The sequence below is a fragment of the Fodinibius sp. genome (assembly GCF_034521915.1).
Classification (GTDB): Bacteria; Bacteroidota; Rhodothermia; order Balneolales; family Balneolaceae; genus Fodinibius.
The window spans coordinates 33,605-56,336 of record NZ_JAXHLU010000017.1 but is presented as its reverse complement, the minus strand read 5'-3'; the positions used below and the strand labels follow the sequence as shown (position 1 = coordinate 56,336).

Annotated in this window: 21 protein-coding genes and 1 tRNA gene; 2 read left to right on the top strand and 20 right to left on the bottom strand. The window is 42.4% G+C overall.

Going from position 1 to position 22,732, the window contains the following annotated elements:
* Positions 1–13 precede the first annotated feature (13 nt).
* The 4 genes from ychF to U5J89_RS12675 all read right to left on the bottom strand — a co-directional run bounded on the left by ychF (position 14) and on the right by U5J89_RS12675 (position 2,448).
* Positions 14–1,108, bottom strand: a complete 1,095-nt coding sequence (ychF, locus tag U5J89_RS12690) for a redox-regulated ATPase YchF (protein ID WP_322576009.1) — start codon at positions 1,106–1,108, stop codon at positions 14–16.
* Positions 1,109–1,154: 46 nt separating this feature from the next.
* Positions 1,155–1,820 (bottom strand): metallophosphoesterase family protein, encoded by a 666-nt coding sequence (locus tag U5J89_RS12685; RefSeq protein WP_322576008.1) that lies wholly within the window; start codon positions 1,818–1,820, stop codon positions 1,155–1,157.
* Positions 1,821–1,832: 12 nt separating this feature from the next.
* Positions 1,833–2,297 carry a transcription antitermination factor NusB gene (nusB, locus tag U5J89_RS12680; protein ID WP_322576007.1) on the bottom strand — a complete coding sequence of 155 codons (465 nt, stop codon included), beginning with the start codon at positions 2,295–2,297 and terminating at the stop codon, positions 1,833–1,835.
* A gap of 76 nt (positions 2,298–2,373) precedes the next feature.
* Positions 2,374–2,448: transfer RNA gene (locus U5J89_RS12675), tRNA-Val, on the bottom strand.
* Positions 2,449–2,632: 184 nt separating this feature from the next.
* On the opposite strand from U5J89_RS12675, the gene U5J89_RS12670 reads away from it, so the two are divergent.
* Entirely contained in the window at positions 2,633–3,550 is a 918-nt protein-coding gene (locus U5J89_RS12670; RefSeq protein WP_322576006.1) for a c-type cytochrome, read from the top strand.
* Between the two features lie 239 nt (positions 3,551–3,789).
* On the opposite strand, the gene U5J89_RS12665 is transcribed toward U5J89_RS12670, so the two are convergent.
* The 15 genes from U5J89_RS12665 to U5J89_RS12595 form a co-directional block, all read right to left on the bottom strand.
* Positions 3,790–4,833 (bottom strand): UDP-glucose--hexose-1-phosphate uridylyltransferase, encoded by a 1,044-nt coding sequence (locus tag U5J89_RS12665; RefSeq protein ID WP_322576005.1) that lies wholly within the window; start codon positions 4,831–4,833, stop codon positions 3,790–3,792.
* A 40-nt stretch (positions 4,834–4,873) separates the two neighbouring features.
* Positions 4,874–6,037, bottom strand: coding sequence for a galactokinase (locus tag U5J89_RS12660; protein WP_322576004.1), 1,164 nt, complete (start codon positions 6,035–6,037; stop codon positions 4,874–4,876).
* 30 nt (positions 6,038–6,067) lie between these two features.
* Positions 6,068–7,705, bottom strand: coding sequence for a sodium/sugar symporter (locus U5J89_RS12655; RefSeq protein ID WP_322576003.1), 1,638 nt, complete (start codon positions 7,703–7,705; stop codon positions 6,068–6,070).
* Positions 7,706–7,730: 25 nt separating this feature from the next.
* A complete protein-coding gene (locus U5J89_RS12650; RefSeq protein WP_322576002.1) occupies positions 7,731–8,714 on the bottom strand; it encodes a DUF5107 domain-containing protein in 984 nt (327 codons plus the stop codon).
* A 47-nt stretch (positions 8,715–8,761) separates the two neighbouring features.
* Positions 8,762–9,865: a glycoside hydrolase family 53 protein gene (locus U5J89_RS12645; RefSeq protein ID WP_322576001.1), complete on the bottom strand. Its 1,104-nt coding sequence runs from the start codon at positions 9,863–9,865 to the stop codon at positions 8,762–8,764.
* 238 nt (positions 9,866–10,103) lie between these two features.
* Positions 10,104–10,949 (bottom strand): DUF4982 domain-containing protein, encoded by an 846-nt coding sequence (locus U5J89_RS12640; protein WP_322576000.1) that lies wholly within the window; start codon positions 10,947–10,949, stop codon positions 10,104–10,106.
* Positions 10,849–12,504, bottom strand: a complete 1,656-nt coding sequence (locus U5J89_RS12635) for a glycoside hydrolase family 2 protein (protein WP_322575999.1) — start codon at positions 12,502–12,504, stop codon at positions 10,849–10,851. The genes U5J89_RS12640 and U5J89_RS12635 overlap by 101 nt, the downstream gene beginning before the upstream one ends.
* Positions 12,505–12,511: 7 nt before the next feature.
* Positions 12,512–13,732 carry a glycoside hydrolase family 53 protein gene (locus U5J89_RS12630; protein ID WP_322575998.1) on the bottom strand — a complete coding sequence of 407 codons (1,221 nt, stop codon included), beginning with the start codon at positions 13,730–13,732 and terminating at the stop codon, positions 12,512–12,514.
* 148 nt (positions 13,733–13,880) lie between these two features.
* Positions 13,881–14,909: a LacI family DNA-binding transcriptional regulator gene (locus U5J89_RS12625; RefSeq protein WP_322575997.1), complete on the bottom strand. Its 1,029-nt coding sequence runs from the start codon at positions 14,907–14,909 to the stop codon at positions 13,881–13,883.
* 110 nt (positions 14,910–15,019) lie between these two features.
* The gene (locus U5J89_RS12620; RefSeq protein WP_322575996.1) at positions 15,020–16,054 is read right to left on the bottom strand and encodes a hypothetical protein; all 1,035 of its coding nucleotides are present in this window, start codon (positions 16,052–16,054) and stop codon (positions 15,020–15,022) included.
* A gap of 103 nt (positions 16,055–16,157) precedes the next feature.
* Positions 16,158–16,862, bottom strand: coding sequence for a phosphate signaling complex protein PhoU (gene phoU / locus U5J89_RS12615; protein ID WP_322575995.1), 705 nt, complete (start codon positions 16,860–16,862; stop codon positions 16,158–16,160).
* 38 nt (positions 16,863–16,900) lie between these two features.
* Positions 16,901–17,734, bottom strand: a complete 834-nt coding sequence (gene pstB / locus U5J89_RS12610) for a phosphate ABC transporter ATP-binding protein PstB (RefSeq protein ID WP_322575994.1) — start codon at positions 17,732–17,734, stop codon at positions 16,901–16,903.
* A 31-nt stretch (positions 17,735–17,765) separates the two neighbouring features.
* Positions 17,766–18,623 carry a phosphate ABC transporter permease PstA gene (gene pstA, locus U5J89_RS12605; RefSeq protein ID WP_322575993.1) on the bottom strand — a complete coding sequence of 286 codons (858 nt, stop codon included), beginning with the start codon at positions 18,621–18,623 and terminating at the stop codon, positions 17,766–17,768.
* A complete protein-coding gene (gene pstC / locus U5J89_RS12600; protein WP_322575992.1) occupies positions 18,616–19,491 on the bottom strand; it encodes a phosphate ABC transporter permease subunit PstC in 876 nt (291 codons plus the stop codon). Before pstC ends, pstA begins: the two co-directional genes overlap by 8 nt.
* A gap of 59 nt (positions 19,492–19,550) precedes the next feature.
* A complete protein-coding gene (locus U5J89_RS12595) occupies positions 19,551–20,501 on the bottom strand; it encodes a PstS family phosphate ABC transporter substrate-binding protein (RefSeq protein ID WP_322575991.1) in 951 nt (316 codons plus the stop codon).
* Positions 20,502–20,809: 308 nt separating this feature from the next.
* On the opposite strand from U5J89_RS12595, the gene U5J89_RS12590 reads away from it, so the two are divergent.
* Positions 20,810–21,553, top strand: a complete 744-nt coding sequence (locus tag U5J89_RS12590) for an NYN domain-containing protein (RefSeq protein ID WP_322575990.1) — start codon at positions 20,810–20,812, stop codon at positions 21,551–21,553.
* A 284-nt stretch (positions 21,554–21,837) separates the two neighbouring features.
* Here the strand turns inward: U5J89_RS12590 and U5J89_RS12585 are convergent, their stop codons facing one another.
* The gene (locus U5J89_RS12585) at positions 21,838–22,722 is read right to left on the bottom strand and encodes a cell division protein FtsX (RefSeq protein ID WP_322575989.1); all 885 of its coding nucleotides are present in this window, start codon (positions 22,720–22,722) and stop codon (positions 21,838–21,840) included.
* Positions 22,723–22,732 lie beyond the last annotated feature (10 nt).

Here is a 22,732-nt window from a genome sequence, read left to right as displayed (position 1 = left end):
AATTTATTCAGCGTCAGACATTAAAGCGGAAAAGCATTACATCTCCATCCTGGACAATGTAATCTTTTCCCTCCTGACGCATTTCTCCGGCATTTTTAATAGCCTTTTCTGAACCGAGCTCTTTGTAGGTCTCATAACTAACAGTTTCAGCACGGATAAATCCACGTTCGAAATCACTGTGAATTACGCCTGCCGCTTCGGGTGCTTTGGCTCCTTTTCGCACGGTCCAGGCTCGTGTTTCTTTAGGACCCGTGGTGAAATAAGTAATTAGTCCCAACTCTTTATAAGCGGCACGAATCAAGCGCTCCAATCCGGCACTTTCTACTCCAAGTTCATCCAAAAACATCTGCCGCTCCTCTTCGTCGAGTTCTGCAATTTCCTCCTCTATTTTTGCACAGAAGGTTACAACTTCATCATCAAAACGGGAAGCAATTTCTTTAACCTCTTCTACCCATTCGTTTCCGTCATCGAGATCTTCTTCTGAAACATTGCAGGCATAAAGCACCGGTTTATCGGAAAGCAGAAATAGTTCTCGGTAAGCTTTGCGCTCCTCTTCATCGGCGTCGAATGCACGGGCAGCATTGCCTAATTCAAGATGTTCCTTCAGACGTTCTACAACATCTAACTTTTCCAGCGTTTCTTTTTCTCCACTTTTGGCTTCTTTTTTTAGTTTCTCATAGCGCTTCTCAACCGTTTCCAAATCTTTCAAGATAAGCTCATCCTCAATAATGTGAATATCACGCTTTGGATTTACATCTCCCTCCACATGAACCACATTTTCATCATCAAAACAGCGGACAACATGCACGATCAAATCCACTTCGCGTATATGGGATAGAAAAGCATTCCCTTTCCCCTTCCCTTCTGATGCCCCCTTCACCAGTCCGGCGATATCAACAAATTCTACACTGGTGGGAATTTTTTCTTCTGATCCCACAATATCATACAACGTATCAAGCCGTTCATCGGGAACGGGCACCACGCCTATATTGGGATCAATAGTACAAAAAGGAAAATTTGCCGCATCGGCACCGGCATCACTTAAAGCATTAAATAAAGTAGACTTCCCTACATTAGGAAGTCCTACAATTCCACATCGTAAACTCATGTATTACAAAAACTTAAAAATATTAATCAAATTAGTTAGCAAAAATTCAGTCGATTGCTGTTTGTTGCAGAAATTCTTCTTCGGGCAACTTCACAGCTGTTAATTTTCCATATCCCACTCTGTCAAAAACACAGCCGGTATCAATTCCAATCATATTCTCTTTTTGGATGGGCTTCGGTCTGGGCGTATGTCCAAATACCACCGTCTTTTCCCAGGGAGTTTCAAAAGCATTTAGATGGGAGCGTTCCCACAAAAATTCCTGTACTTCATTCTCATCTTTTATACTATCGGCTATCGTTCTCGCGGGTGAAAGTCCGGCATGGACAAAAAAGTATTTTTCCGTATCGTAATACAAGCGTGTGTTTTCATAAAATTCCATATGGCTATCAGGAAGTTTTATTTCGCCCCGTTCTGGCTCATAAGACTCAATAGTTGCCCTGCCCCCATTCATTAACCATAAGTCCTTTTTATTGTGATGGATAGCATCCAATAACATCTGTTCATGATTACCCCGTAAAAAAACACAGTCTACTCTTTCCTTAAATTCCAACAGATAATCAATGATCTGTTTGGAACCGGGACCCCGATCTATATAATCTCCGACAAAAACGAACTGCCGGTCATAGAAAGGCTCCAATTTTTCCAGGAGTGCTTTCATCGAATGGAAACAACCATGAATATCACCAACCGCTATATATTTCTGTTCACTCACAATAGTAAATCCTTATGATTTATATGAGGTTTCAATAAGTCCACGTCCCTTTTTATTGATACGGCCATCTTTATTGAGTTGTTCGAGTGCAGAATCTAAAATACCGTTAATAAAATTACCGGATTTCTTTGTCGAATACTTCTTAGCAATTTCAATAGCCTCATTTATTGATACCTTGGTCGGAATCTGCTCATAATAAAGGAACTCAGTAATAGCTATACGCAACAACAACCGATCAATCGTATTAAGCCGACCCAATCGCCAGTTATTTAAGTGCTCCTGGATAATTTCGTCTATCTGTTCTTGATTATTTACAATTTTAAGAAACAATCGTTCGGCAAATTTAAATATCTCGGTATCATTCGACAGCCTCGGTTTTATCACCGATTTGATAATATCCTCCCATCTTCCTTTTCCAATTTCATTAGCGTAAAGGGCCTGTAAAACTGCTTCTCGTGCTTCTCTGCGTTGAGCCATTTCTTTCTATTACCGTTTTCGCGTCAAAATGAAAAAGCCTGTTATACCCAATTGGGCAACAGGCTTTAGCTGTATGTGGGTGCTACTGGATTCGAACCAGTGACCTCTACCGTGTCGGGGTAGCGCTCTAAACCAACTGAGCTAAGCACCCAAAATTAATGGGCATTACATCAATTCGAGAGCGCTAAATATACACATCTTTTACCTTTGATGACAACCTTCTTTAACCATTAATTTAGACCTAATATTTTATAAAAGATGAAGTATATTTATGATTCACACTGCTTCCTGTATTTTATTAAACGAAGTATTCGAATTGTGATAATTACCTATTTATGAAATTACTGGTTATGTTTTTCAGAATCCTTCTTCTCTTAGTATTTGTTTCGCTATCAGGATGTCAGATGGGCGACTCTTCCCAGATGAGCAAATCCCAACATCGACAGATGCAATCTAGCTTTGAATCAATGCAGAAATCCTATAAAACTACGCTTGAGAAATTCAAACAGGATTCTGCTTCAATGCCAGATGAAATGAAAACGCTCTACTTGCAGATGCAAAAGATGCATCAACAAATGGCTGAAAATCACAAACACATGATGTCCGGCCAAAGAAAAAAAGGCATGGGTATGAACCAGGGGGACAAACAAATGAAAAAGCGCCGACAGATGCGTAGACATATGCAAAATAGAATGAGCCAAGAATGGTATAGTCAAATGCAGAGCATGCATCAACAGATGGCCCGCCGACATGAGCAGATGAATCATCCTGAAAGAGCAAGGCAACATCGACAAATGGGTGACGGATACGGCAAGATGAAGAACATGGTTCCGGAAAACAATCAATCCTCAAATGAACCTATAAATGAAAATGCAGATCCTTCCCTCCTAAATGGAGCTAACCTTTACACTCAAAATTGTGCTTCTTGTCATGGCCAAAATGCCCAAGGGTTGGGCATTGCCTTTCCTCCACTTCTAAATTCAAAATGGATAACAGGAGATAAATCAGTTCCTGTACGAATAATCAGAGATGGATTGAGCGGAGAGATTCAAGTAAATGGAAATACCTATAATGGTAGTATGCCCTCATTTAAGGCCCGACTCAGCACGGCAGAAATAGCAGCCATAATCAATTATCTGCGGGATAGGAGTAATGGTGATTATTCGCAAATAACTCAGGATGATGTGATCAAAATTTCCAATACCTATCAAAATCGTAATGAGCCTTGGCAACCGGAAGAACTATTAGAATAGAAGAGGCCTTTGCAAAACCCTCAAAATTTAGCTTGTCATTGCGAGCCTGAGAAGCCTGCCTGCGCGGAGCCTTTCTGTATATGGCACCTGTGTAAAAAAGCTTCGGCATAGGCAGGCAATCTCCCGATTAAAGATTCTAAAAGGAGATCGCCACATTACATTCGCGATGACAGAATGGTTTTGCAAAGCCTTATAGAAGTAAAACTGATTAATCTAATTAAACTTTATTACCAAGCGATTTATCGCCTTTTATAGTGTACACCAGATAGCTCCTTAATGAGTTCAGCACTGGCTTCAGGGGTTATATCGCGCTGAGGGGTTCCAAGCATTTCATATCCCACCCGAAACTTTTTAACAGTTGCTGAACGCAATAACGGTGGATAAAAATGCATATGAAAATGCCATTCGGGATGCTCTTCTCCATCCGTTGGGGCGGGATGAAATCCGGCCGAGTATGGAAACGATACCTCAAAAATATTGTCATATTTTACCGTTATCTGTTTTACAATATCAGCTAACGCATCCTTCTCACTTTCGGTCATATCTGTAAACCGACCAAATGGAGTGCGGCTAATTAACAACGTCTCAAACGGCCAGAAGGCCCAGTACGGGACCAGCACTGCAAAATGCTCGTTAGATACTACCACACGCTCATCAAGCTTCATTTCCAGATCTAAATAATCAGAGAGCAACGTATTCCCATGTTTTTTGTAATACTCGGTTTGTCGAGCCAGTTCCTTGGCAGGTTCATCAGGAATAGTATCTTGCGCCCAGATCTGTCCGTGTGGGTGCGGGTTGCTGCATCCCATAATTTCACCCTTGTTTTCAAAAATTTGCACGTAGTTGATATAGTCCCGATTGCCCAGCTGCGTGTATTCGTCAACCCATAAATCAACCACATCTCGAATTTGGGATAACTCCATCTCGGGCAGCGTTAAGTCGTGTCGGGGCGAAAAGCAAATCACACGACAGATGCCCTTTTCTCCCTTTGCCACCAACAGGTCATCTGTGTTAATCACTTCAGATGGCACATCAGGCTTTAACGCACTAAAATCATTCGTAAATACAAAGGTCGATTCATACTCCGGATTACTGGCATCCCCCGCGCGATCATTCCCAGGACACAAATAACATTCGGGATCATATTCAGGTTTTTCATCGCCCGGTGTTTCTTCCTCTTGTCCCTGCCAAGGTCGCTTGGCACGGTGAGGAGATACTTGCACCCATTCCCCGGTTAATGGATTCCAGCGACGATGCGAATGATTATCGAGATCAAGTGACATAGACTTATCTATTTAATGTTAATTAAGACGAAATTACATTCTAGCTGGATATTAAATGCGTACCGGAAGATACTTTCGTTCGATATACTTTTATCTCCTTATCCATCTGCTTCTCATATTTTTCTTTGATCTGATTCGTAAAAGAATCAACATGATCTTCCTGGACTACATTGATAGTACAACCGCCAAATCCGCCACCCATCATGCGCGCGCCAAATACCCCTTCTAGGTTGCGGGCGATATTAACCAGTACATCCAGCTCCTCACAGCTCACCTCATATTCATGGCGAAGACCGGCATGCGACTGGTACATACGTTGTCCAAATGAATCCATCGCACCTTGGTGCAAGTCATTACAAGCCTGGATAACCCGTTTGTTTTCTTCAACCACATATTTACATCGCTTAAAAATAGTCGGATCCATATCTTGTTCATGCTGAAATAGCAGGGTCAGTTCAACATCTCGAAGGCTCTCAATTTCGGGATTCCACTGCTGCAAAATTTCCACGCCCTGCTCGCACTGCTCCCGGCGCATATTATATTCTGATGAAGCCAACTCCCGACGCACCTGCGTATCACACAAAACTATCTGGATATCATCCCGGTTGAAAGGAAAGTATTCATAATCAAGGCTGCGACAATCCAGTTTCAGAGCATATCCTTCTTTACCATTTAAACTGGCAAACTGATCCATGATACCACACTGTACGCCTACAAATTCGTTTTCTGCCTTTTGGGCAATCTTCGCCATCTCTACAGGTGGAATATCCCAACCGTTGAGCTCAGCCAATCCAAAAAGTACCCCACATTCTAACGCTGCCGACGACGACATGCCCGCTCCAATGGGCACGTTACCACCAAATACACAATCAAATCCGTCAACCTCAAAACCATGCTTTCGGAGCTGATCGACCACGCCCAGTAAATAGTTGGGCCACCCCTGGTCACTTTTTTTGAGATTACCGGAAATTTCAGTTTCAAACGATTCCTTTTTATCAACGGCATAAAAACGACAGGTATTCGTATTATTGGGATTTATCGCCAAAACAATTCCTTTATCTATCGCGGCGGGAAGTACAAATCCATCGTTATAATCGGTATGTTCGCCAATTAAATTCACACGTCCAGGCGATTTTATCAGCTTATAACTGTCGCCAAAACGATGTTGAAACTCCTTTTTAATCTGTTGAATCAATTGTTCCATCAACCAATAATTTAAACGTTAGCATTATGCTTACCAGAATACGGCATACAATACCGCTACAATTACCAGAATAACATACGCTCCAATATTAAAAGCCGGACTGGTTTTAAACATCTCAGAGGTCGTGTGAATAGCTTTGGGATCTTCATCATGCGGATTCGTCGTCAAGCTGACGCCCATAATAATGACAATAGTAAGGATGAGTGTGTACAGCATCTGATCCAAAAACGGAAGCTGTACAGCCGGGGTCTTCAAAAATACCGCAATTACAATTGAAGAAAGTACCCCGTAGATGGCACCTTTGGACGTCGTTTTCTTCCAGAACAGTCCCATTAAAAATACTGCCAATATTCCCGGGCTTACCATTCCGGTGTACTCTTGGATGTACTGAAAAACCTGGGGTACATTATCAAGTTGCGGTGCAACTATAATGGCTGTTACAAGTGCTACAGAAGCCGAAATTCGCCCCATATTTACCGTCTGTTTATCTGTGGCATCTGGATTGAAATACGGAATATAAATATCCATCGTAAAGATCGTCGCCACTGAATTAAGCATCGAAGCCATAGACGAAACAATAGCTGCGGCAAGAGCTGCAACCACTAATCCCAAAAATCCGGGCGACAGAAAAACCTTCATCAGCCATGGATAAGCATTATCATATTGAATACTTCCGTCTGCCTTGGTGAAGACATCCACAACCCCCGAAATTTGGGTAGTCCCCTCAGGCTGAGTAAACAGAACGTACACAATAATGCCCGGGATAACGACAATCAGTGGAATAACAAGTTTCAAAAAGCCGGCAAAAATAATTCCCTTTTGGGATTCTTTTAATGACTTTGCAGCCAATGTACGTTGTATAATATACTGGTTGAATCCCCAGTAATATAAATTGGCAACCCACATTCCTCCTATTAGTACCGCAATACCCGGGAGGTTACTAAATTCAGGATTCGATTGATCAAGAATCATATCAAATTTATCGCCTGCCACCTCATACAGATGAGCTATGCCGTTAAAAATGCCTCCGTCGGGTGTGAGATTATAAAGCCCGGCAAATGTTACTACTAAGCCGCCCAAAACCAGCAACCCAACCTGCAACACATCAGTCCAGGCAACAGCCGCAAGTCCGCCATACAAGGAGTACGCAGCAGCAATAGCCGACAAACCGATAAGAGCGTATATCATCAGATCGCCATTGCCCGTACCCATGATAGTATCAAGAGCTAATGCCCCCAAATAAAGTACAGTGGTAAGATTTACAAAGACAAATAGCGCAATCCAAAAGACAGCTAAAATCGTTTTAAGTGTCGTGTTAAAACGTTTTTCTACAAATTCCGGAATGGTAAAAATTTCCTTTTCGATAAAGATGGGAAGCAGATATTTTCCTACGATAATAAGTGTAACCGCGGCCATCCATTCGTACGAAGCAATAGCCAATCCCACCGCAAAACCTGAACCGGACATTCCGATAATTTGCTCGGCCGAAATATTAGCGGCAATAAGGGAAGCTCCAATAGCCCACCAAGGCAGTGATTTACCGGCCAAAAAATAGTCCTCTGCCGTTTTTTGATGTCCCTTTTCCTCACGCGAGACCCATAGCCCTAGCGCTACAATCATTAAGGCATAGGCACAGAAAACAATCGTATCTATTAAAGAAAACTCCATAAAATTGTACTATAAGTTTAAACGTTTAAAGATGTTTTTTACCATTAGCAACAGATATTTTCACTTCCCAACACTTGATGCTCAAGGGAGATATTTGCTGTTGGTCACCCCACTTACATGCCTCAACAAGTGAATCGGGACGAGCATTACAGGGTTCTAAAGCCAATGTATACTCTTTCTCTTTGGTATCGGCCGGCCATCCTCCATAGCAAAGCCAAAGTCCTAAAAAAGGAACCTGTTCTGTGTCGAATGAAAACAAGAGTGTTTCGTCAGTTTGTTGTTTATACAATCCGGCGATGCCATTTGTCAAACGGTCAGAAAATAACTTGACCGCAAATTCCATTGATTTATTCTGTACGTAATTAAAATCAATATTTGAATTATTCCCAAGTATTTCTGGCCATGCCAGCCGATCTCCCAAATCACCGACATTCGGATCTGATGCCCAATTTAATACCACTTCAGATATCTGACCTGGAAGTAACAGCTGGTCGCCTTCTGCAATATTCAGCAAGGGATGGGCAGACCAAATATACTCAAATGGCACTTCTTCCAGGCTCTCGAGTTCATACGTGATTTGAATAGTTGGACCCTCAAGTTCGATATGTTTTGCAAAACGATAATTTAACTGCTCCCCATGTGTCCATAACGAGATAGAATTCTCGCCTTCTTTATATTTCCAGGATTTTGTCCAAAGTTCGCCATGATCAGGAAGTTCAAGCACCTCTCCTTTGAACTCATATTTCGAAGGAGAAACATTTGGAAAACATTCATCAAATCCGGCAGCATAGGGAGGTAAAAAATCCTCTCCATAATCAGGTTGTGAATAAATATGAAAATCTTCGGCAGGTTCTTTTAAAAACTGTGTGCCCCTCTGCTTACTCTCAAGGCTGATCATTTTACCACCCAAATCGGGGACAATAGCAATCCTTAACTCATCATTTTCGAGCTCAATAACCGGCAAGGCTTCCAGTTCCTGCTGTTCCACATTTATAATATCTGGATCCATAAGAATTCGAACCTTCAATTAATATATTGACGGGTTTAAATAATGCTTCAATCCGGAATTCCCTCTTCCTCCTTTTGTCCCAAACGATATTTATTGAATACATCCATCACTGGTAAGGCGTTACCCTCTTCATCGAAGAAACTCCGTGCCCCTAAGCCACCTTGTACGGCCGGCTCCCACCAAAAAATGCCTTTTATTTTTGGGGATGAGATATTAAGCAGCGTTTCATTAACGGATTCCAAAAACTCGCGTTGTCCCTCGGGCGTTTCGGGATATGGTGCAATGGTATCCTCATACTCCGATGGCTGCCAGTGATAAGCCGTTTCTACCAAAATGATGTCCTTGGTGAAATTATTGACGAGCGATAGCAGGTTTTCGCGAAACTCTAACAGATTTCCGTGCCACCAGGGATAGTACGACAACCCGATAATATCATAGGGAATGTTGTAAGAATTGAATTTGTCGTAATACTTTTTTGTCCCATCAGCATCGGCGCCCTGGTCGTAATGGATCATAATCAGCGGACGTGCGGCCTGACCTCGTCCGGCATCCACACCATCCACTCCGGCTTTCACCAGCTTGGCAAAATTGTCCCAATTTTCGGGAAGTTTACCGGTGGGCCAAAGCATGCCATTTCGGGTTTCATTGCCGATCTGCACCATCTCCGGCATCACTCCAGCTTCCCGAAAGGCTTCAATCGTATTTTTTGTGTACTGATAGACAGAATCGGCCAATACATCTACCGACAATCCTTTCCAGGCGGCAGGAATAGGCTGTTTTCCTGGATCGGCCCAGCTATCGGCATAATGGTAGTCCAGCAGGAATTTATATCCTCGTTTTTCAGCTTCTTGTGCTAATTCGATCGTATATTCCAAATCATTGGGAAGCTCATCAGGAGAATGAAACAGGCGCAGGCGTATCCAGTTGTAGCCGTGGTCTCGAAAAATATCCAGACCCGGTTTAACTTCGCCATTGTCCTTGAACTCTTTGCCATTCTCTTCGGCACTTTTCAAAAATGACATATCAGCACCTACGGCATAGGTGATATCAACGGTGCCTTCGGCTTCAGTAGAGTCTTGTGCAAATAATAGCTGAATTGAGGAGATGAATACAATTAATAACAAAAATGAAACGATGAATTGATTTTTCATAATAATCTGTATTTAGTAGCTATTTGTCATCCATATTATCATCAATCTCCCTTAGTCCCTCTTCTCCAAGAGGGATATCCCTTATAACATAAGTTCCTCCTTGGAGAAGGAGGACAGGAGGATTGAATCATCTTTTAATTAAAGCCCATCATGTCATGCTGAACTTGTTTCAGCATCTGTTGTAATAGACCCTGAAATAAATTCAGGGTGACACTGAGTTAAATAGGCTACTAAATAATCATTCTATTTTAATTTCCTTAGTTGCCTGTTCTAATTCATTATTTATTGCGGTAATGGATACGGAACCTTTCTCATTTCCAGCTCGCAATAAAATAGTAGCAACGCCCGCTTCGGCACTGATGGGATTCTGCCCAATCAGCTCTGCATTACCCTCAATTTCAAAACGGATCTCATGTTCGGCATCGGGAACCACAGTTCCGTTTTCATCCACCACTGAAGCATACACAAACACTACATCTTTTTGTCCGGCTTCGAGCGGTTTGTTGCTAAAATCTACTTCCAAGTCAATAGCAGAGGGTTTATCCGGCGTGGTTTGGATATGTTCGACAACCTCTTCCCCATCGATATAGCCGACAGCCCGAAGCGTTCCCGGTTCAAATTCGTCAATATGATAATTGAACGGCGGATGATTCAAATGACTGGAAACGCGATTACTGTCGGGCAGTTGACGTCCTAATGATTCTCCATTCAAAAACAGCTCTACTTCTTCGGTATTACTGTATACTTTGGCAGTCGTAAAATCTCCATCCGACCAATAATTGGCTATGTAAATCATTGGCTTTCCAAACTTGGCGCCGAGCTCTAAATTAGGTCCGGCCTGACTACGATAGAAGTAATAGGAAAATTTAGGAATGCGGAATATATCGCGAATACCCGAAGCTTCCAGGTTATCGGCATACCCGCGGTTATAATCAAACATCACCCAGTTGGCATCCCCAAAAGAGTTGCCCTTTCGATTACTGTTATGTGCTTCCTGAAAATTGAGTGCTTGCTGGGCCAATCGTTTTTGTCCGTCGCCGCGAAGCTGACGCGAATTCCGGGCTTCTTCCGTTAAGATCCTCAAATTCATCCTGATTAAACCCGGCGTTATGTGCATAGTATTCCCAGTCGCCATATTCAGCAATTAAATAGGGTTTATCAGTTTCATAATTATTCCAGTATTCGGGCGGATCAGCGTGTTGACGTGCCGGAATAAACACGTCGTAGGCATAATCTATCCACCCCGAAGAATACGTATTTTCGAAAGGCAGTTCTTCGTGAACAATGGCATGCGCACTATCCATGAACGACTTCGTCATGTCAGATTCGTTCAGTGAGGCCTCCCAAAGCACAATGCTGGGATGATTGCGGTCGCGTCGAATCATATCACGGATATCGCGATAGGCCAGCTGCCGGAACTCCTGATCCCCAAAAAACTGCCAGCCGGGAATGGCATTCATAAACAGTAGTCCCAGCTCGTCGGCAGCATCCAAAAAAGCAGGCGACGGTGGGTAATGAGCCGTGCGGATAAAATTAAAGCCTGCCTGTTTTATCTTGTAGGCATCACGGTACTGGGCATTATCCGAAAGCGCATAGCCGATATATGGATAAGATTGATGGCGATTAGTGCCTCTTAGTTGCAGTACCTCTCCATTGAGTACAAACTGCCCTTCATCATTAAAATGGAAGGTGCGAATGCCGATATTCTCTTGCTTGGTATCAACCACTTCTCCCTCTTTTTCAAGCGCTACCGTGACGGTATACAGATATGGATTATCAGGTGACCATAAGTTGGGATTGGAAACCATAAATTTCTGCTCAATTTCCATAAAGTCCCCTACGGCAATTTGTTTAGCGGTAGTCTGTTTCTCTCCAATTACCTTGCCCTGTTCATCACGCAGTACCGTTCTCACCACTCCTGACTGCGGTTGATCGCCGGAATTAAGCAGATCAGTTTGAACGTGAACGGTCGCCGACTTATCTGTCACCTCCGAACTGCGTACCAACAGCCCTCCACCGGCCACGCGATCAGCAGCAATGGGATCAGAGATATGAAGCTTATCATCAACCAACAAGTATGCGTTACGATAGAGCCCGCTAAAATAATTGAAATCCAGATTTTCAATGGGCTTCCCGGGCGGAATGGTCGGATTATCTTCGTTATTAAGCTTCACCAGCACCACATTTTCCTGATCAAACTTTACCTCATCGGTAATATCCACTACAAATGGCAGATAACCACCTTTATGCTTGGACAGCTTTTCGCCATTGAGATACACATCGGCTTCGTGCATAGCCGCACCAAACTTTATAGCAATTCTTTTGTCGCTGTTTTTGGATGCGACCTCAAAAAATTTGCGATAGAAAGCTGTTCCCTGCCACTGCTGATCTTCAATAACCAACGGCTCGATATGTGCCGTATGCGGCAGCGCGACATCTTCCCATTCCAGTTCGCTCTGTTTGCTGAAAAAGTCATCAGTAACGGTCGTATCCACATCGCGGACAAACTGCCAATCAGCATTAAAATTGAGCGTGGTATTATCCGTAAATTCTGATGAGTTTTTTTCGAGTCCACACCCAATAAGAAGAAACAACGGAATGAGAAATACGAAGCACCTCTTTAATATTGTTGAGATCATTAAACCATTAATTGCGTTCATATTCATGCTGCATATATTCGATGCCCGAGTGGACATTGCCTTCAAAATCAAAGAACGTATTATTTTCCCAAGCTGAACCTGTTCCCCACTGGGTTTTCATATTTGAGGTAATCCAAGCCGGCTCCCAGTACATGAGACCAGTTCCGCCGCCATCCATAATTTCTTTAGTGAGATCAATCATAAAATCGCGCTGCCCTTCTTTGGTGGCCGGATATCCACTGACAAGGGCATCTTGGCCAAATTTGTTATTATAATCATCGGCATAGTCCATCGTCCACGGATAGGCTGCCTCGACAACCATCACTTCTTTGTCAAAAGCATCGCTAAAATCAGAAACATGATCGCTAATTTGTTCCAGCGGCACCTTGGACCACGGTGTGTAATAGGAGAATCCAATAATATCAAAATCAGTAACATTGCCTGTCGTCGTCATATTATCGAACCACCAGGATACGTTTTCAGGTTGAGCGATATGCAAAATGATTTTTGTATCCACATCTGAATTGGAAGCCACATCCCGGACGGCCTCAATGCCGCTATTGATCAATTCTCCGGCATTCGCCCAATTATTACCATCACAGACATTGAGCCTCGGAAAATTCTGCGGTGCATTACTGTACATCAGTCCGCAATTCGTTTCATTGCCAATCTGCACGTATTCAGGCATTAATCCCTGCTCATCAAGATGCTCAAGAGTTTCTCGGGTATAATTGTACACGGCATCTTTAAGGGCATCCAGACTGGTTATATTGCGCCATGCCTCGGGAATTTTTTGTTGACTGGGATCGGCCCAGGTATCGGAATAATGGATATCGAGGTTAATGGCCATACCATGTTCCTTGGCCCGACTGATGGCCTCGGTAACATCCGCAAGGTCGTTATACATAGGATTATTTTCTCCTTCATACACCGTAGCCGTCCATTCCGGATCATGCCAAAGACGAAATCGGGCCACGTCAGTCCCATATTCACTGAATAATTTATAGGGATTTTCTACTTCACTTGAATCCCGGTAGGTGCCTCCATGATCCAAAATTTGATTGACATACGACAAGTCAGCCCCCATCACAAAATCACCGGTTGTTTCCTCAGGCGGTTTATTCGAACCGTTATCATCGTCCCCACTACCCTTATTTATGGTAGAGTCACTTCCGCAACTGATCACTATCAAACTTAAAAACCCAATAAGTACATAACTTCGAAGCATAGCACTATTTCAATTAAATGAAACCAATCACAGGAAGTTGGAAATCTTATATGTTAACGATAACATATTCAGTTAAAAATATAGGAGTATGTTCGAGTGAATCAAATTATTTTTAGCTTGGACTTAAATTAAACTTATCCGGCAGGACTTAGTCATAACTGCATCCACACGATGATCGAATTTGGAGCGTAGTCGGCACCTCAATTTTTTCGATCTCAGTATCCTCTTCTTCAATCGTTTGTATCAGTTTTTTTGCCGCCTCCTCTCCTATTTCGTAGGCCGATTGGTGGATGGTGGTTAGCGGCGGATCCAAAAGCGGTGAGCGGATGTCGTCCGTAAAACCAACGATGGCAATATCTTCGGGGATAGATAACCCAAAATCCCGGATGGCATCGATAGCTCCAATAGCGGTTGGATCATTTACAGCCACTACGGCTTGAGGTAAATTCCCGGCATTATTTTGCAAAAGACTCCACATAGCCTCGTATCCGGTATCTTCACGGAAACCGGCCTGAACAATCCAATCTTCATTAATGGGAATATCTTGTGCATTCATGGCATCCAAAAATCCCTGCAGGCGTTCTCGTCCAATCGATACTTTTTGCGGACCGCTCAGATGGGCAATCTTACTGTATTGATGCTCAAGTATGAGATGCTCGGTTATTTTCTGTGAACTCTCCCGGTCATTTACGCTAACACAGCTGGCTCCGATATCCTCTATACAACGGTCAAAAAAGACAACCTTTGCCCCACCCTCTATAATACTTTCATAAAAAGCGTAATCTTCGCGAGTAAGAGATGAAGATACTAATATACCATCCACGCGCTGTGCTCGAAGCGTTTCAATAGCCTCTTTTTCACGTTCAAATTGCTCGTTGGCGTTAGTAAGAAAAAGTTGATAATCAGATTTATAAGCCACCTCCTCAATACCCCGCACTACTTCGGGAAAAAAAGCGTGCGTAATTTCGGGTATAACGACCCCTATAGTGTGTGTTTTTCGCGATACCAGGCTTTTAGCTACCCGGTTAGGCGTATAGCCCATGCTTTGCGCTTTATTGCGAATGCGCTTCTTGGTCTCTTTATCTACATTGTCGCGGTCGTTTAACGCCCGGGAAACCGTCATAGCCGAAACCCCCAAAGCCTCGGCAATATGTTTTAGCGTTACTTCAGAGCTCACAGTATATCTGTTTTATTGGGATTTGGATGCACAGCTAATGTAATCAGGATTACTCTTTAATGTTAACTGTAACACCAATAAGATTTATTACAAGAGATTATCCGCAATAATTAAAACTCATAAAATAAAGTTAGGCGCGGAATAATATCAGTGTCAGGTATGTTCTCCTGCAAATTTTCACCGTAGATAATACTCTCAATATTTGGCATCAGGTGAACCTGATCGGATAGGCTAATATCCAATCCCCCTACTATAAAAGTAGACTCCACATTCTCTGCAAAGGGAATATATGAATTATCACCCCCATTGGGATATCCGTCAAAAAGATGATCAGCCCGGATATATCCACTTATATCTTCATTGATTGTGAAGTTGGTAAAAACAGAAACCAAATCCAGATCTTGCGACGGGTTGCCCAGTTCAGACTCTCGATATTGTGATGAATAAAGTAATCCTGCATTCAATTGTTCGGATTTATATCCACCAAATATTTGTGCGGTATAACTATCGGGGTTGTTCGTGCGGCTGTGATAATCCCCATAGCCTTCGATTACTATATTGCCGGTAAAGTTATAGGAGAGCGCCAAACTCACCTTTTTACCCTTGTCAATTTCTGGCTTGTTGCTATTTCCATTACCTAAAAACAGATGATAGTTAAAGGCTTCATTATTCCCGAACTCTCCTTTAAATGAAAGGCCAAAATCACGGGAACTCCCAAAATCATATAAATCCTGAGGAGCTTTTTGTATAGAACGATAGCTCCAGACATCCTCAGTTGTGCCAAAAAGTGGTGATCCTGAAATGCCCACTAAAAACTGGTGATTTTCGTTCTGCCATTTCAAATACGCATCTTTTACGTTGGGTATCATTTCTGAGTCGGACTGAAAATCTCCTGACGAATTCATTTCGAGTCGCAGACGAGTAGAAAATCCATTGCTTAATCCATGTTCATAGGTCGCGTAAATCCGGCGAAACCAAAAACCATTTTTACCCTCGATATCATCGTTATGATGCTGGGCCATCCAGTAATAGTCACTGTAAACAAGGCCGCTGAATTCACCCTGATCCCCTACCGAAACCTGGGCAAATGCAGATGTAGTATACAGGCATAGCCATAGTATGGCATACAGTATAATACGCTTCATTGAAATATATTTTGTGTGCTGATCGTTTTTGCTAAGTCACTACTATCGGACGTTGATCACTTTTGAGTCCGTTAGTAGAAATCATCCCAATAAAAATAAAAACCTACAAATTCTCAGAATTATTGCCGTTGTTATTTTTTGATTTCATCTTCTTATGCTTAAGCACCTTTGCTTCAATAAAAAAGATGAGCTCTTCTGCAATATTTTTGGAAAGATCTCCCACCCGTTCCAGTTTTCTGACAATAGAAAAGAGGTATAGGTAATTTTTGGTCTGGCTTACATCCTGTTCAATAAGTTCAGCCGTAGATCCAGACACCTCCCGATTAATTTGATTAAGGGTTTCATCCAGCCGAAACACCTTACGGGCCAAGTCGGTATCCTCGGTAATGAACGCATTGAAAATATTGCTGACCATTTTGTTGGATGTATCATACATCTCCTCCAGGCGCATTGCCTTAACGGTTTTATCATCAATTTTATGACCGATATCTACAATGTATTTGGCAATACTATTAGCGTGGTCGCCGATGCGTTCTAAATCAGAATTAATTTTAAAGGCTGCCATCACAAAACGCAGGTCAACAGCCACAGGATTGTGAAGAGCTAACAAATTCTCACAATCCCGATCGATAGTTAGCTCCAGACTATCTACCCTCTTTTCGTTGGCCATAATTTCGTGAGCCAGCTCCTCGTCAAATTCCTGGAGAGCTTTCTGTCCCTTTTCGAGCTGATTTTTAACCAAAAACATCAGCTCTAACACATTATCCTTTAATAATTTAAGTTCGCTGTCTAAGTATTGTGGTGCCATTTTAAATATCTTTTAGTCGTTTACAAGCTGATGAATTTTTATCCAAATCGACCCGTAATATAATTTTGTGTGCGATCTTTTTCCGGGTTGGTAAATATTTTTTGTGTATCCCCATATTCTATCAATTTTCCCATATACAAGAAAGCGGTATTATCACTGACGCGCGCTGCCTGCTGCATGTTATGGGTTACAATAACAATGGTAAATTCTTTCTTTAACTCGTGAATCAAGTCCTCAATTTTACCCGATGATATAGGATCAAGCGCCGAAGTAGGCTCGTCCATCAGTATTACCGAGGGTTTTACCGCCAAAGCCCGTGCAATACATAATCGCTGCTGCTGTCCACCGGATAATGTCAGCGCCTGTTTATCCAGCTTACCTTCTATCTCGCTATACAGCGTGGCCTGTTTTAGGGATTCGATGACGCGATTCTCAATAAATTCTTCATCCTTTATACCCTGAATACGGAGTCCATAGGCTACATTTTCATAAATAGATTTTGGAAAAGGATTTGGCTTTTGGAAAACCATTCCAACCAATTTTCGAAGCTCTTCAACATTTATAGATGAATCATATATATCTTTGTTATCCAAATATATATCACCATTCATATGAAACCCATCAATATAATCATTCATCCTATTAAACAGCCGCAAAAACGTTGATTTACCACATCCCGAGGGACCAATAAAAGCAGTGATGGATTGTTCTATAATATTCAAACTGATATTTTCAATAGCTTGGAAATCATCATAGAAGACATCCACATTTTTAGCCTGTAACTTATATGATTGATTCTTGGAATTAAGCTTTGGCTTCGTTTCAACTTTTGTTGTCTTCGGTTTCGAACTCTGTGTTGTCTCTGATTCCATGGTTATGATAACCTGATTAAAAAAATGTTGCTTACCAATTTATTTTTCGCTGCCATTTGTTACGCAGATATACTGCAATGCCATTCATGACAAAGGTAATTAATAATAATACGATAATAGCAGCAGCGGCATTAATTAAAAATTCGTGCTGTGGACGCGTTACCCAGTTAAAAATCTGAATTGGAAGTACGGTAAACTCATCCAACGGACCCGATGGTGCAAAGGGTACATAAGCTAATGCCCCAACTATTATAAGCGGGGCTGTTTCGCCTACTGCCCTGGACAAAGCCAAAATAACCCCCGTTAGTATTCCTCCGAACGAAGCAGGCAATACCTGGTTCCAAATGGTCTGCCACTTTGAGGCTCCCAGTGCATTCGATGCATCACGAACAGTACTGGGTACCGCACTAAGTGCCTCTCGTGTAGACACAATAATGATTGGTAAAATAAGCAGAGCTAACGTCAGCGAACCGGCTAAAATACTATTACCCATCTTCATCATACGAACAAATACTTCCAGACCCAACAGACCATATATGACAGAAGGTACGCCGGCCAAGTTGGCAATATTGATTTCCAATAAGGTAGCCAGCTTATTTTTTTTACCGTATTCTTCCAGGTAGATTCCAGCCCCAACACCCAGCGGAAATGATATCAGGGTGGTAAATACCAGCACCCAAACCGTTCCAATCCAAGCCGTGTAAATACCGGACTGTTCAGCAAAACGAGATGGCAGATTTATCAAAAACTCCCAGCTGAGTCGGTCAAGCCCCATATAGATGACAAATCCTATAAATATCGCTAATACCAACACACATGAAACCGTTACACCGATTCCAAAGTATCTAAATCCTTTATCAAGTAATCTGCTTTTTTGAGCGTTATTCATATTTTTCCTGATATCTCGATTTAATCCAATAGCTGATGTTGTTCAGGATAAAAGTGAACACAAAAAGTGTAATACCTGCGGCAAAAATCGTTTGGTAAGCGATGGATCCATGCGGGACATCGCCCATGCTAACCTGAACAATATATGAGGTAATGGTCTGGATGGGAACTGTCGGATCAAATGTAAAGCGGGGCTGCATACCTGCAGCAATAGCTACAATCATTGTTTCTCCTACGGCTCGCGATAATGCCAAAATAGCCGACACAATAATTCCGGAAGATGCCGCCGGAACCATCACCCGAAAGGCAGTCTGGAACTTGGTAGATCCCATACCAAATGAGGCCTGGCGAAGCGAATCAGGTACCGAACTCAACGCATCCTCGCTAAGAGAAGAGACAAACGGAATAATCATAATTCCTATAACAATGCCGGGAGAAAGAGCATTAAAGCCTGCCAAATTAGGAATAAACATCTTTAAAAAAGGTGTCACAATCATCAGTGCAAAGAAGCCATAAACAACTGTTGGTACAACAGCCAAAACTTCTAACAATGGCTTTAAAACACGCCTCAGTTTTTCGTTCGCGTATTCGTTAAGATAAACGGCCACAATAATACCTACGGGCAACGCCACTGTAATGGCTATCAACGTTGTTAATGCGGTACCCGAAAGAAGTGGAAGTATACCATAGCTTTTTTGCGTAAAAAGCGGCGTCCATTGTGTTGAAGTAAAAAATTCTACAAACGATACTTCCTGAAAAAAACTGAAGGCTTCAACCGCGAGAATTAGAATAATTCCGATAGTCGTAAGTATCGTGATGAGAGCACACGCCGCCAGAACTTTCTCTATAATTTTTTCTTTAGTTCTCATACCTGCATAAATCTGTTAATAAAAAACTGCCGCCGAATATACGGCAGCAGCTGATTATTTTATTCTGCAGAAGAAGTTGCAGTATCTGGCTGGGCGTAAAAGGCCTCAAATTTATTTTTCTGCACTTGATAGACAGAATCGGGCATAGCCACATAACCAACCTGTTTAGTTACCTTGGGAGCGGTCTCCAGGTAAAATTTGACAAAGTCTTGAGTAGCAGGTCGTTGTGCAGCCTCTTTCGTTACATAAATAAAAAGCGGACGGGATAGTGGGGTATATCTATTATTGGCTACCGCTTCAATAGTTGGGGTAACAGGTTCTTTGTCCCCATCTTTAACAGGTACAAGCTTTAGTTTATCACTATTTTCTTCATAGTAGGCAAGTCCAAAAAAGCCCAGTGCATTTTGATCAGTACTTACGCCCTGAACAAGTACATTATCGTCTTCGCTGGCCGTAAAGTCACCGCGGCTTGCTCCACTTTCGCCTACGATGGCCTCGGTAAAGTAATCAAATGTGCCAGATGCTGTACCGGCGCCGTATAAGTTGAGTGGACGATCGGGCCATTCTTCACGCACGTCATTCCAGTTCATTATCTCACCTTGTGCTTCGGGCTCCCAAATCTTCTTTAGTTCCTCTACGGTAAGATAATCAACCCAGTCGTTATCGGGATGTACAACCACCGACAAGCCGTCATAGGCAACGGACAATTCAAGATATTCTATCCCATTTTTCTCGGCTACTTTAGCTTCACTTTCCTGAATTTCTCGAGAGGCGTTATTGATATCAATATCACCACGGATAAACTTTTGAAATCCACCACCGGTTCCGGATCGTCCTACAGTAACACGAACGTTAGGAGCCTCACTTCTATACTCTTCGGCAACGGCTTCAGTTAATGGAAAAACAGTACTGGAACCATCGATTTGTATTTCATTAGCCGGTCCCCCCGATCCACAGGAGTATAGGAACATGCCGCTGAATAATATAAGAGCAAATATTTTTTTAACCATTATCTCGTTTTTTTTGAATTGACCGTTTATGTGATTATGCGTGCTGAAATTTTATGTATAAAGGTATTTTAAAATTTTGATTCTTTTGTTAACTCAATATTAAGGATTTGCTTACCCTCCCCTCCTGACTGTTTAAAAAGGCACTTTTATCTAAAATTAGCTTTATCCACTGTGCTTAATATCATTACCCTTCGGTGCACCACCATTGGTAATGGTGCCCGCCAAAACCCCATGCAGCCTCTCTTGGAGTTAAGAATTAAAATCGTAATTTAAAGTCCACATGATTTTAATTGAATATAGCAACCCCTATGGATCAGAAAACATCACATAAATTAGCTGTTTTAATTGATGCCGATAACGCTCAGCCCTCAATTATCGAAGGCTTACTGGCAGAAATTGCAAAATATGGCACGGCCAATGTTAAACGCATTTACGGCGACTGGACTTCCACTAAACTACGCGGATGGAAAGATCATCTGCTTGATCATTCCATTCAACCTATCCAACAATTTGGCTACACGACCGGTAAAAATGCGACTGACAGCGCTATGATCATCGATGCCATGGACTTGCTCTACACCGATCAGTTCGATGGTTTTTGCATTGTTTCGAGTGATAGTGACTTCACCAAGTTAGCAGCCCGCATCCGCGAAGCTGGTTTGTATGTATATGGATTTGGAGAGCAAAAAACCCCGGATCCCTTTGTGGCGGCTTGCGATAAATTTATTTATACCGAAGTACTTCGCAGTGAGGAAGAAACTGATGAGGATTCTTCTATACAACGCATGTCGACCAATGAACTAAAACAAGACACTAAACTTGTCAACCTGTTGCGTAACGCCATTGAGGCTTCCTCTGATGAAAGCGGCTGGGCGCACTTGGGTCAGGCTGGCAGCTATATTGCCAAACAATCTCCGGAATTTGATCCCCGAAATTATGGATACCGAAAGCTCAGTAACCTTGTGGAGGCGACCAAACTCTTTCAGATTGAGGAGCGCTCTACCGGTGAGGGACAATCAAAAGCAGTTTATATAAAAGACAAGCGGAAGTAGAACACAGATTTTACTGATTACTCAGATTTTACACCTTAAGCTCTATCTCGAAATCTGAGTGGCGTAGTATTCAACGTTTTTGAGCTACAGTAGATCCAGCACTCACATCTCGTTCCGTAGCTCCGCTGCGGAACGTATATATTCTTACCGATTGAACGTATCATTATAAGAGCCACGGTTTTTAGTGGCGATGGAGTTGCACTCTCTCAGGTTGCGAAGAAGCTATACTCCTGAGCAAGCATGAGCTGTAAAGAGAGGTAAAATTAGCAAAGCAATAGAATTAGTTACTCCGAAATAGAGGTTTCTTTAATAAATCTTCGTGCTGCCCACTGGCTGCCCCAGAATCCCATAAACATCGCCAACAGCAACATTGCCCCACTGAGGTAGTACCAGCGTCCAAAAGGCCATTCCAAGATGCCCAACTGCGGGAGATACTCCGGGAGTAAGTAGTGAAATCCAACATACATAACGCCTACCGACAGTAGGCCGGCAATTAAGCCCTGAATAATACCCTCAACAACAAATGGACGACGAATAAATCCATTGGTAGCCCCCACAAGTTTCATCGCCCGAATAAGATCGCGCTTGGCATAAATTGTTAGCCGGATAGTGTTGAAGACTAAAATCATTGAAGCCAGCAAAATAAGAATCCCCAGTCCCCCGCCAACCATGGCTGCCGTTTGGAAATTAGATTCTATACGCTTCAGCAGCTTTTGATTAAAACGCACCTCATCCACCCCGCTATAGGATTGAATCTGATTAACCAGCGAATCGACCTGTGAAATTTGAGCATTAGGATCAATACTCAATTTAAAAGAAGCAGGCAAGAATTTGAGATCTGCCAGCGAACTCCCTGCTGAGCCAAACTCTTCTTCAAAAACAGCGGCCGCACTGTCTTTGGAAATATACGTCACTTCCTGAACAAGCTCTTCCCCCTTCAAACGCTCAGACAACTTATCTGTGGTCCGCTCATCCAAATCCATCAAGAACACTTCTACATCTATCGACTTTTTTAGCGATTGTGCCACTTCGTAGCCATTGTAACCCAAGCGAGCAAGTAAACCCAACAGCAATACCGCAATAAAAAGTGAGAATATTGAAGTAAATGCTGCAAGTTTTGCCCGGCTAATTCCGGCCAAACCTTCTTTAACGACGTAACCTAAACTCATCAATCAATGA

Excerpts from the sequence above, each read along its gene's own strand:
- U5J89_RS12655 (WP_322576003.1), bottom strand. The coding sequence starts at position 7,705 with ATGGAGTTTTCTTTAATAGATACGATTGTTTTCTGTGCCTATGCCTTA.
- U5J89_RS12645 (WP_322576001.1), bottom strand. The coding sequence starts at position 9,865 with ATGAAAAATCAATTCATCGTTTCATTTTTGTTATTAATTGTATTCATC.
- U5J89_RS12595 (WP_322575991.1), bottom strand. The coding sequence starts at position 20,501 with ATGGTTAAAAAAATATTTGCTCTTATATTATTCAGCGGCATGTTCCTA.
- phoU (WP_322575995.1), bottom strand. The coding sequence starts at position 16,862 with ATGGCACCACAATACTTAGACAGCGAACTTAAATTATTAAAGGATAAT.
- U5J89_RS12665 (WP_322576005.1), bottom strand. The coding sequence starts at position 4,833 with ATGTCACTTGATCTCGATAATCATTCGCATCGTCGCTGGAATCCATTA.
- U5J89_RS12590 (WP_322575990.1), top strand. The coding sequence starts at position 20,810 with ATGGATCAGAAAACATCACATAAATTAGCTGTTTTAATTGATGCCGAT.
- U5J89_RS12670 (WP_322576006.1), top strand. The coding sequence starts at position 2,633 with ATGAAATTACTGGTTATGTTTTTCAGAATCCTTCTTCTCTTAGTATTT.
- nusB (WP_322576007.1), bottom strand. The coding sequence starts at position 2,297 with ATGGCTCAACGCAGAGAAGCACGAGAAGCAGTTTTACAGGCCCTTTAC.
- U5J89_RS12585 (WP_322575989.1), bottom strand. The coding sequence starts at position 22,722 with ATGAGTTTAGGTTACGTCGTTAAAGAAGGTTTGGCCGGAATTAGCCGG.
- ychF (WP_322576009.1), bottom strand. The coding sequence starts at position 1,108 with ATGAGTTTACGATGTGGAATTGTAGGACTTCCTAATGTAGGGAAGTCT.
- U5J89_RS12660 (WP_322576004.1), bottom strand. The coding sequence starts at position 6,037 with ATGGAACAATTGATTCAACAGATTAAAAAGGAGTTTCAACATCGTTTT.
- pstC (WP_322575992.1), bottom strand. The coding sequence starts at position 19,491 with ATGAGAACTAAAGAAAAAATTATAGAGAAAGTTCTGGCGGCGTGTGCT.
- U5J89_RS12635 (WP_322575999.1), bottom strand. The coding sequence starts at position 12,504 with ATGATCTCAACAATATTAAAGAGGTGCTTCGTATTTCTCATTCCGTTG.
- U5J89_RS12630 (WP_322575998.1), bottom strand. The coding sequence starts at position 13,732 with ATGCTTCGAAGTTATGTACTTATTGGGTTTTTAAGTTTGATAGTGATC.
- U5J89_RS12650 (WP_322576002.1), bottom strand. The coding sequence starts at position 8,714 with ATGGATCCAGATATTATAAATGTGGAACAGCAGGAACTGGAAGCCTTG.
- pstA (WP_322575993.1), bottom strand. The coding sequence starts at position 18,623 with ATGAATAACGCTCAAAAAAGCAGATTACTTGATAAAGGATTTAGATAC.
- U5J89_RS12620 (WP_322575996.1), bottom strand. The coding sequence starts at position 16,054 with ATGAAGCGTATTATACTGTATGCCATACTATGGCTATGCCTGTATACT.
- pstB (WP_322575994.1), bottom strand. The coding sequence starts at position 17,734 with ATGGAATCAGAGACAACACAGAGTTCGAAACCGAAGACAACAAAAGTT.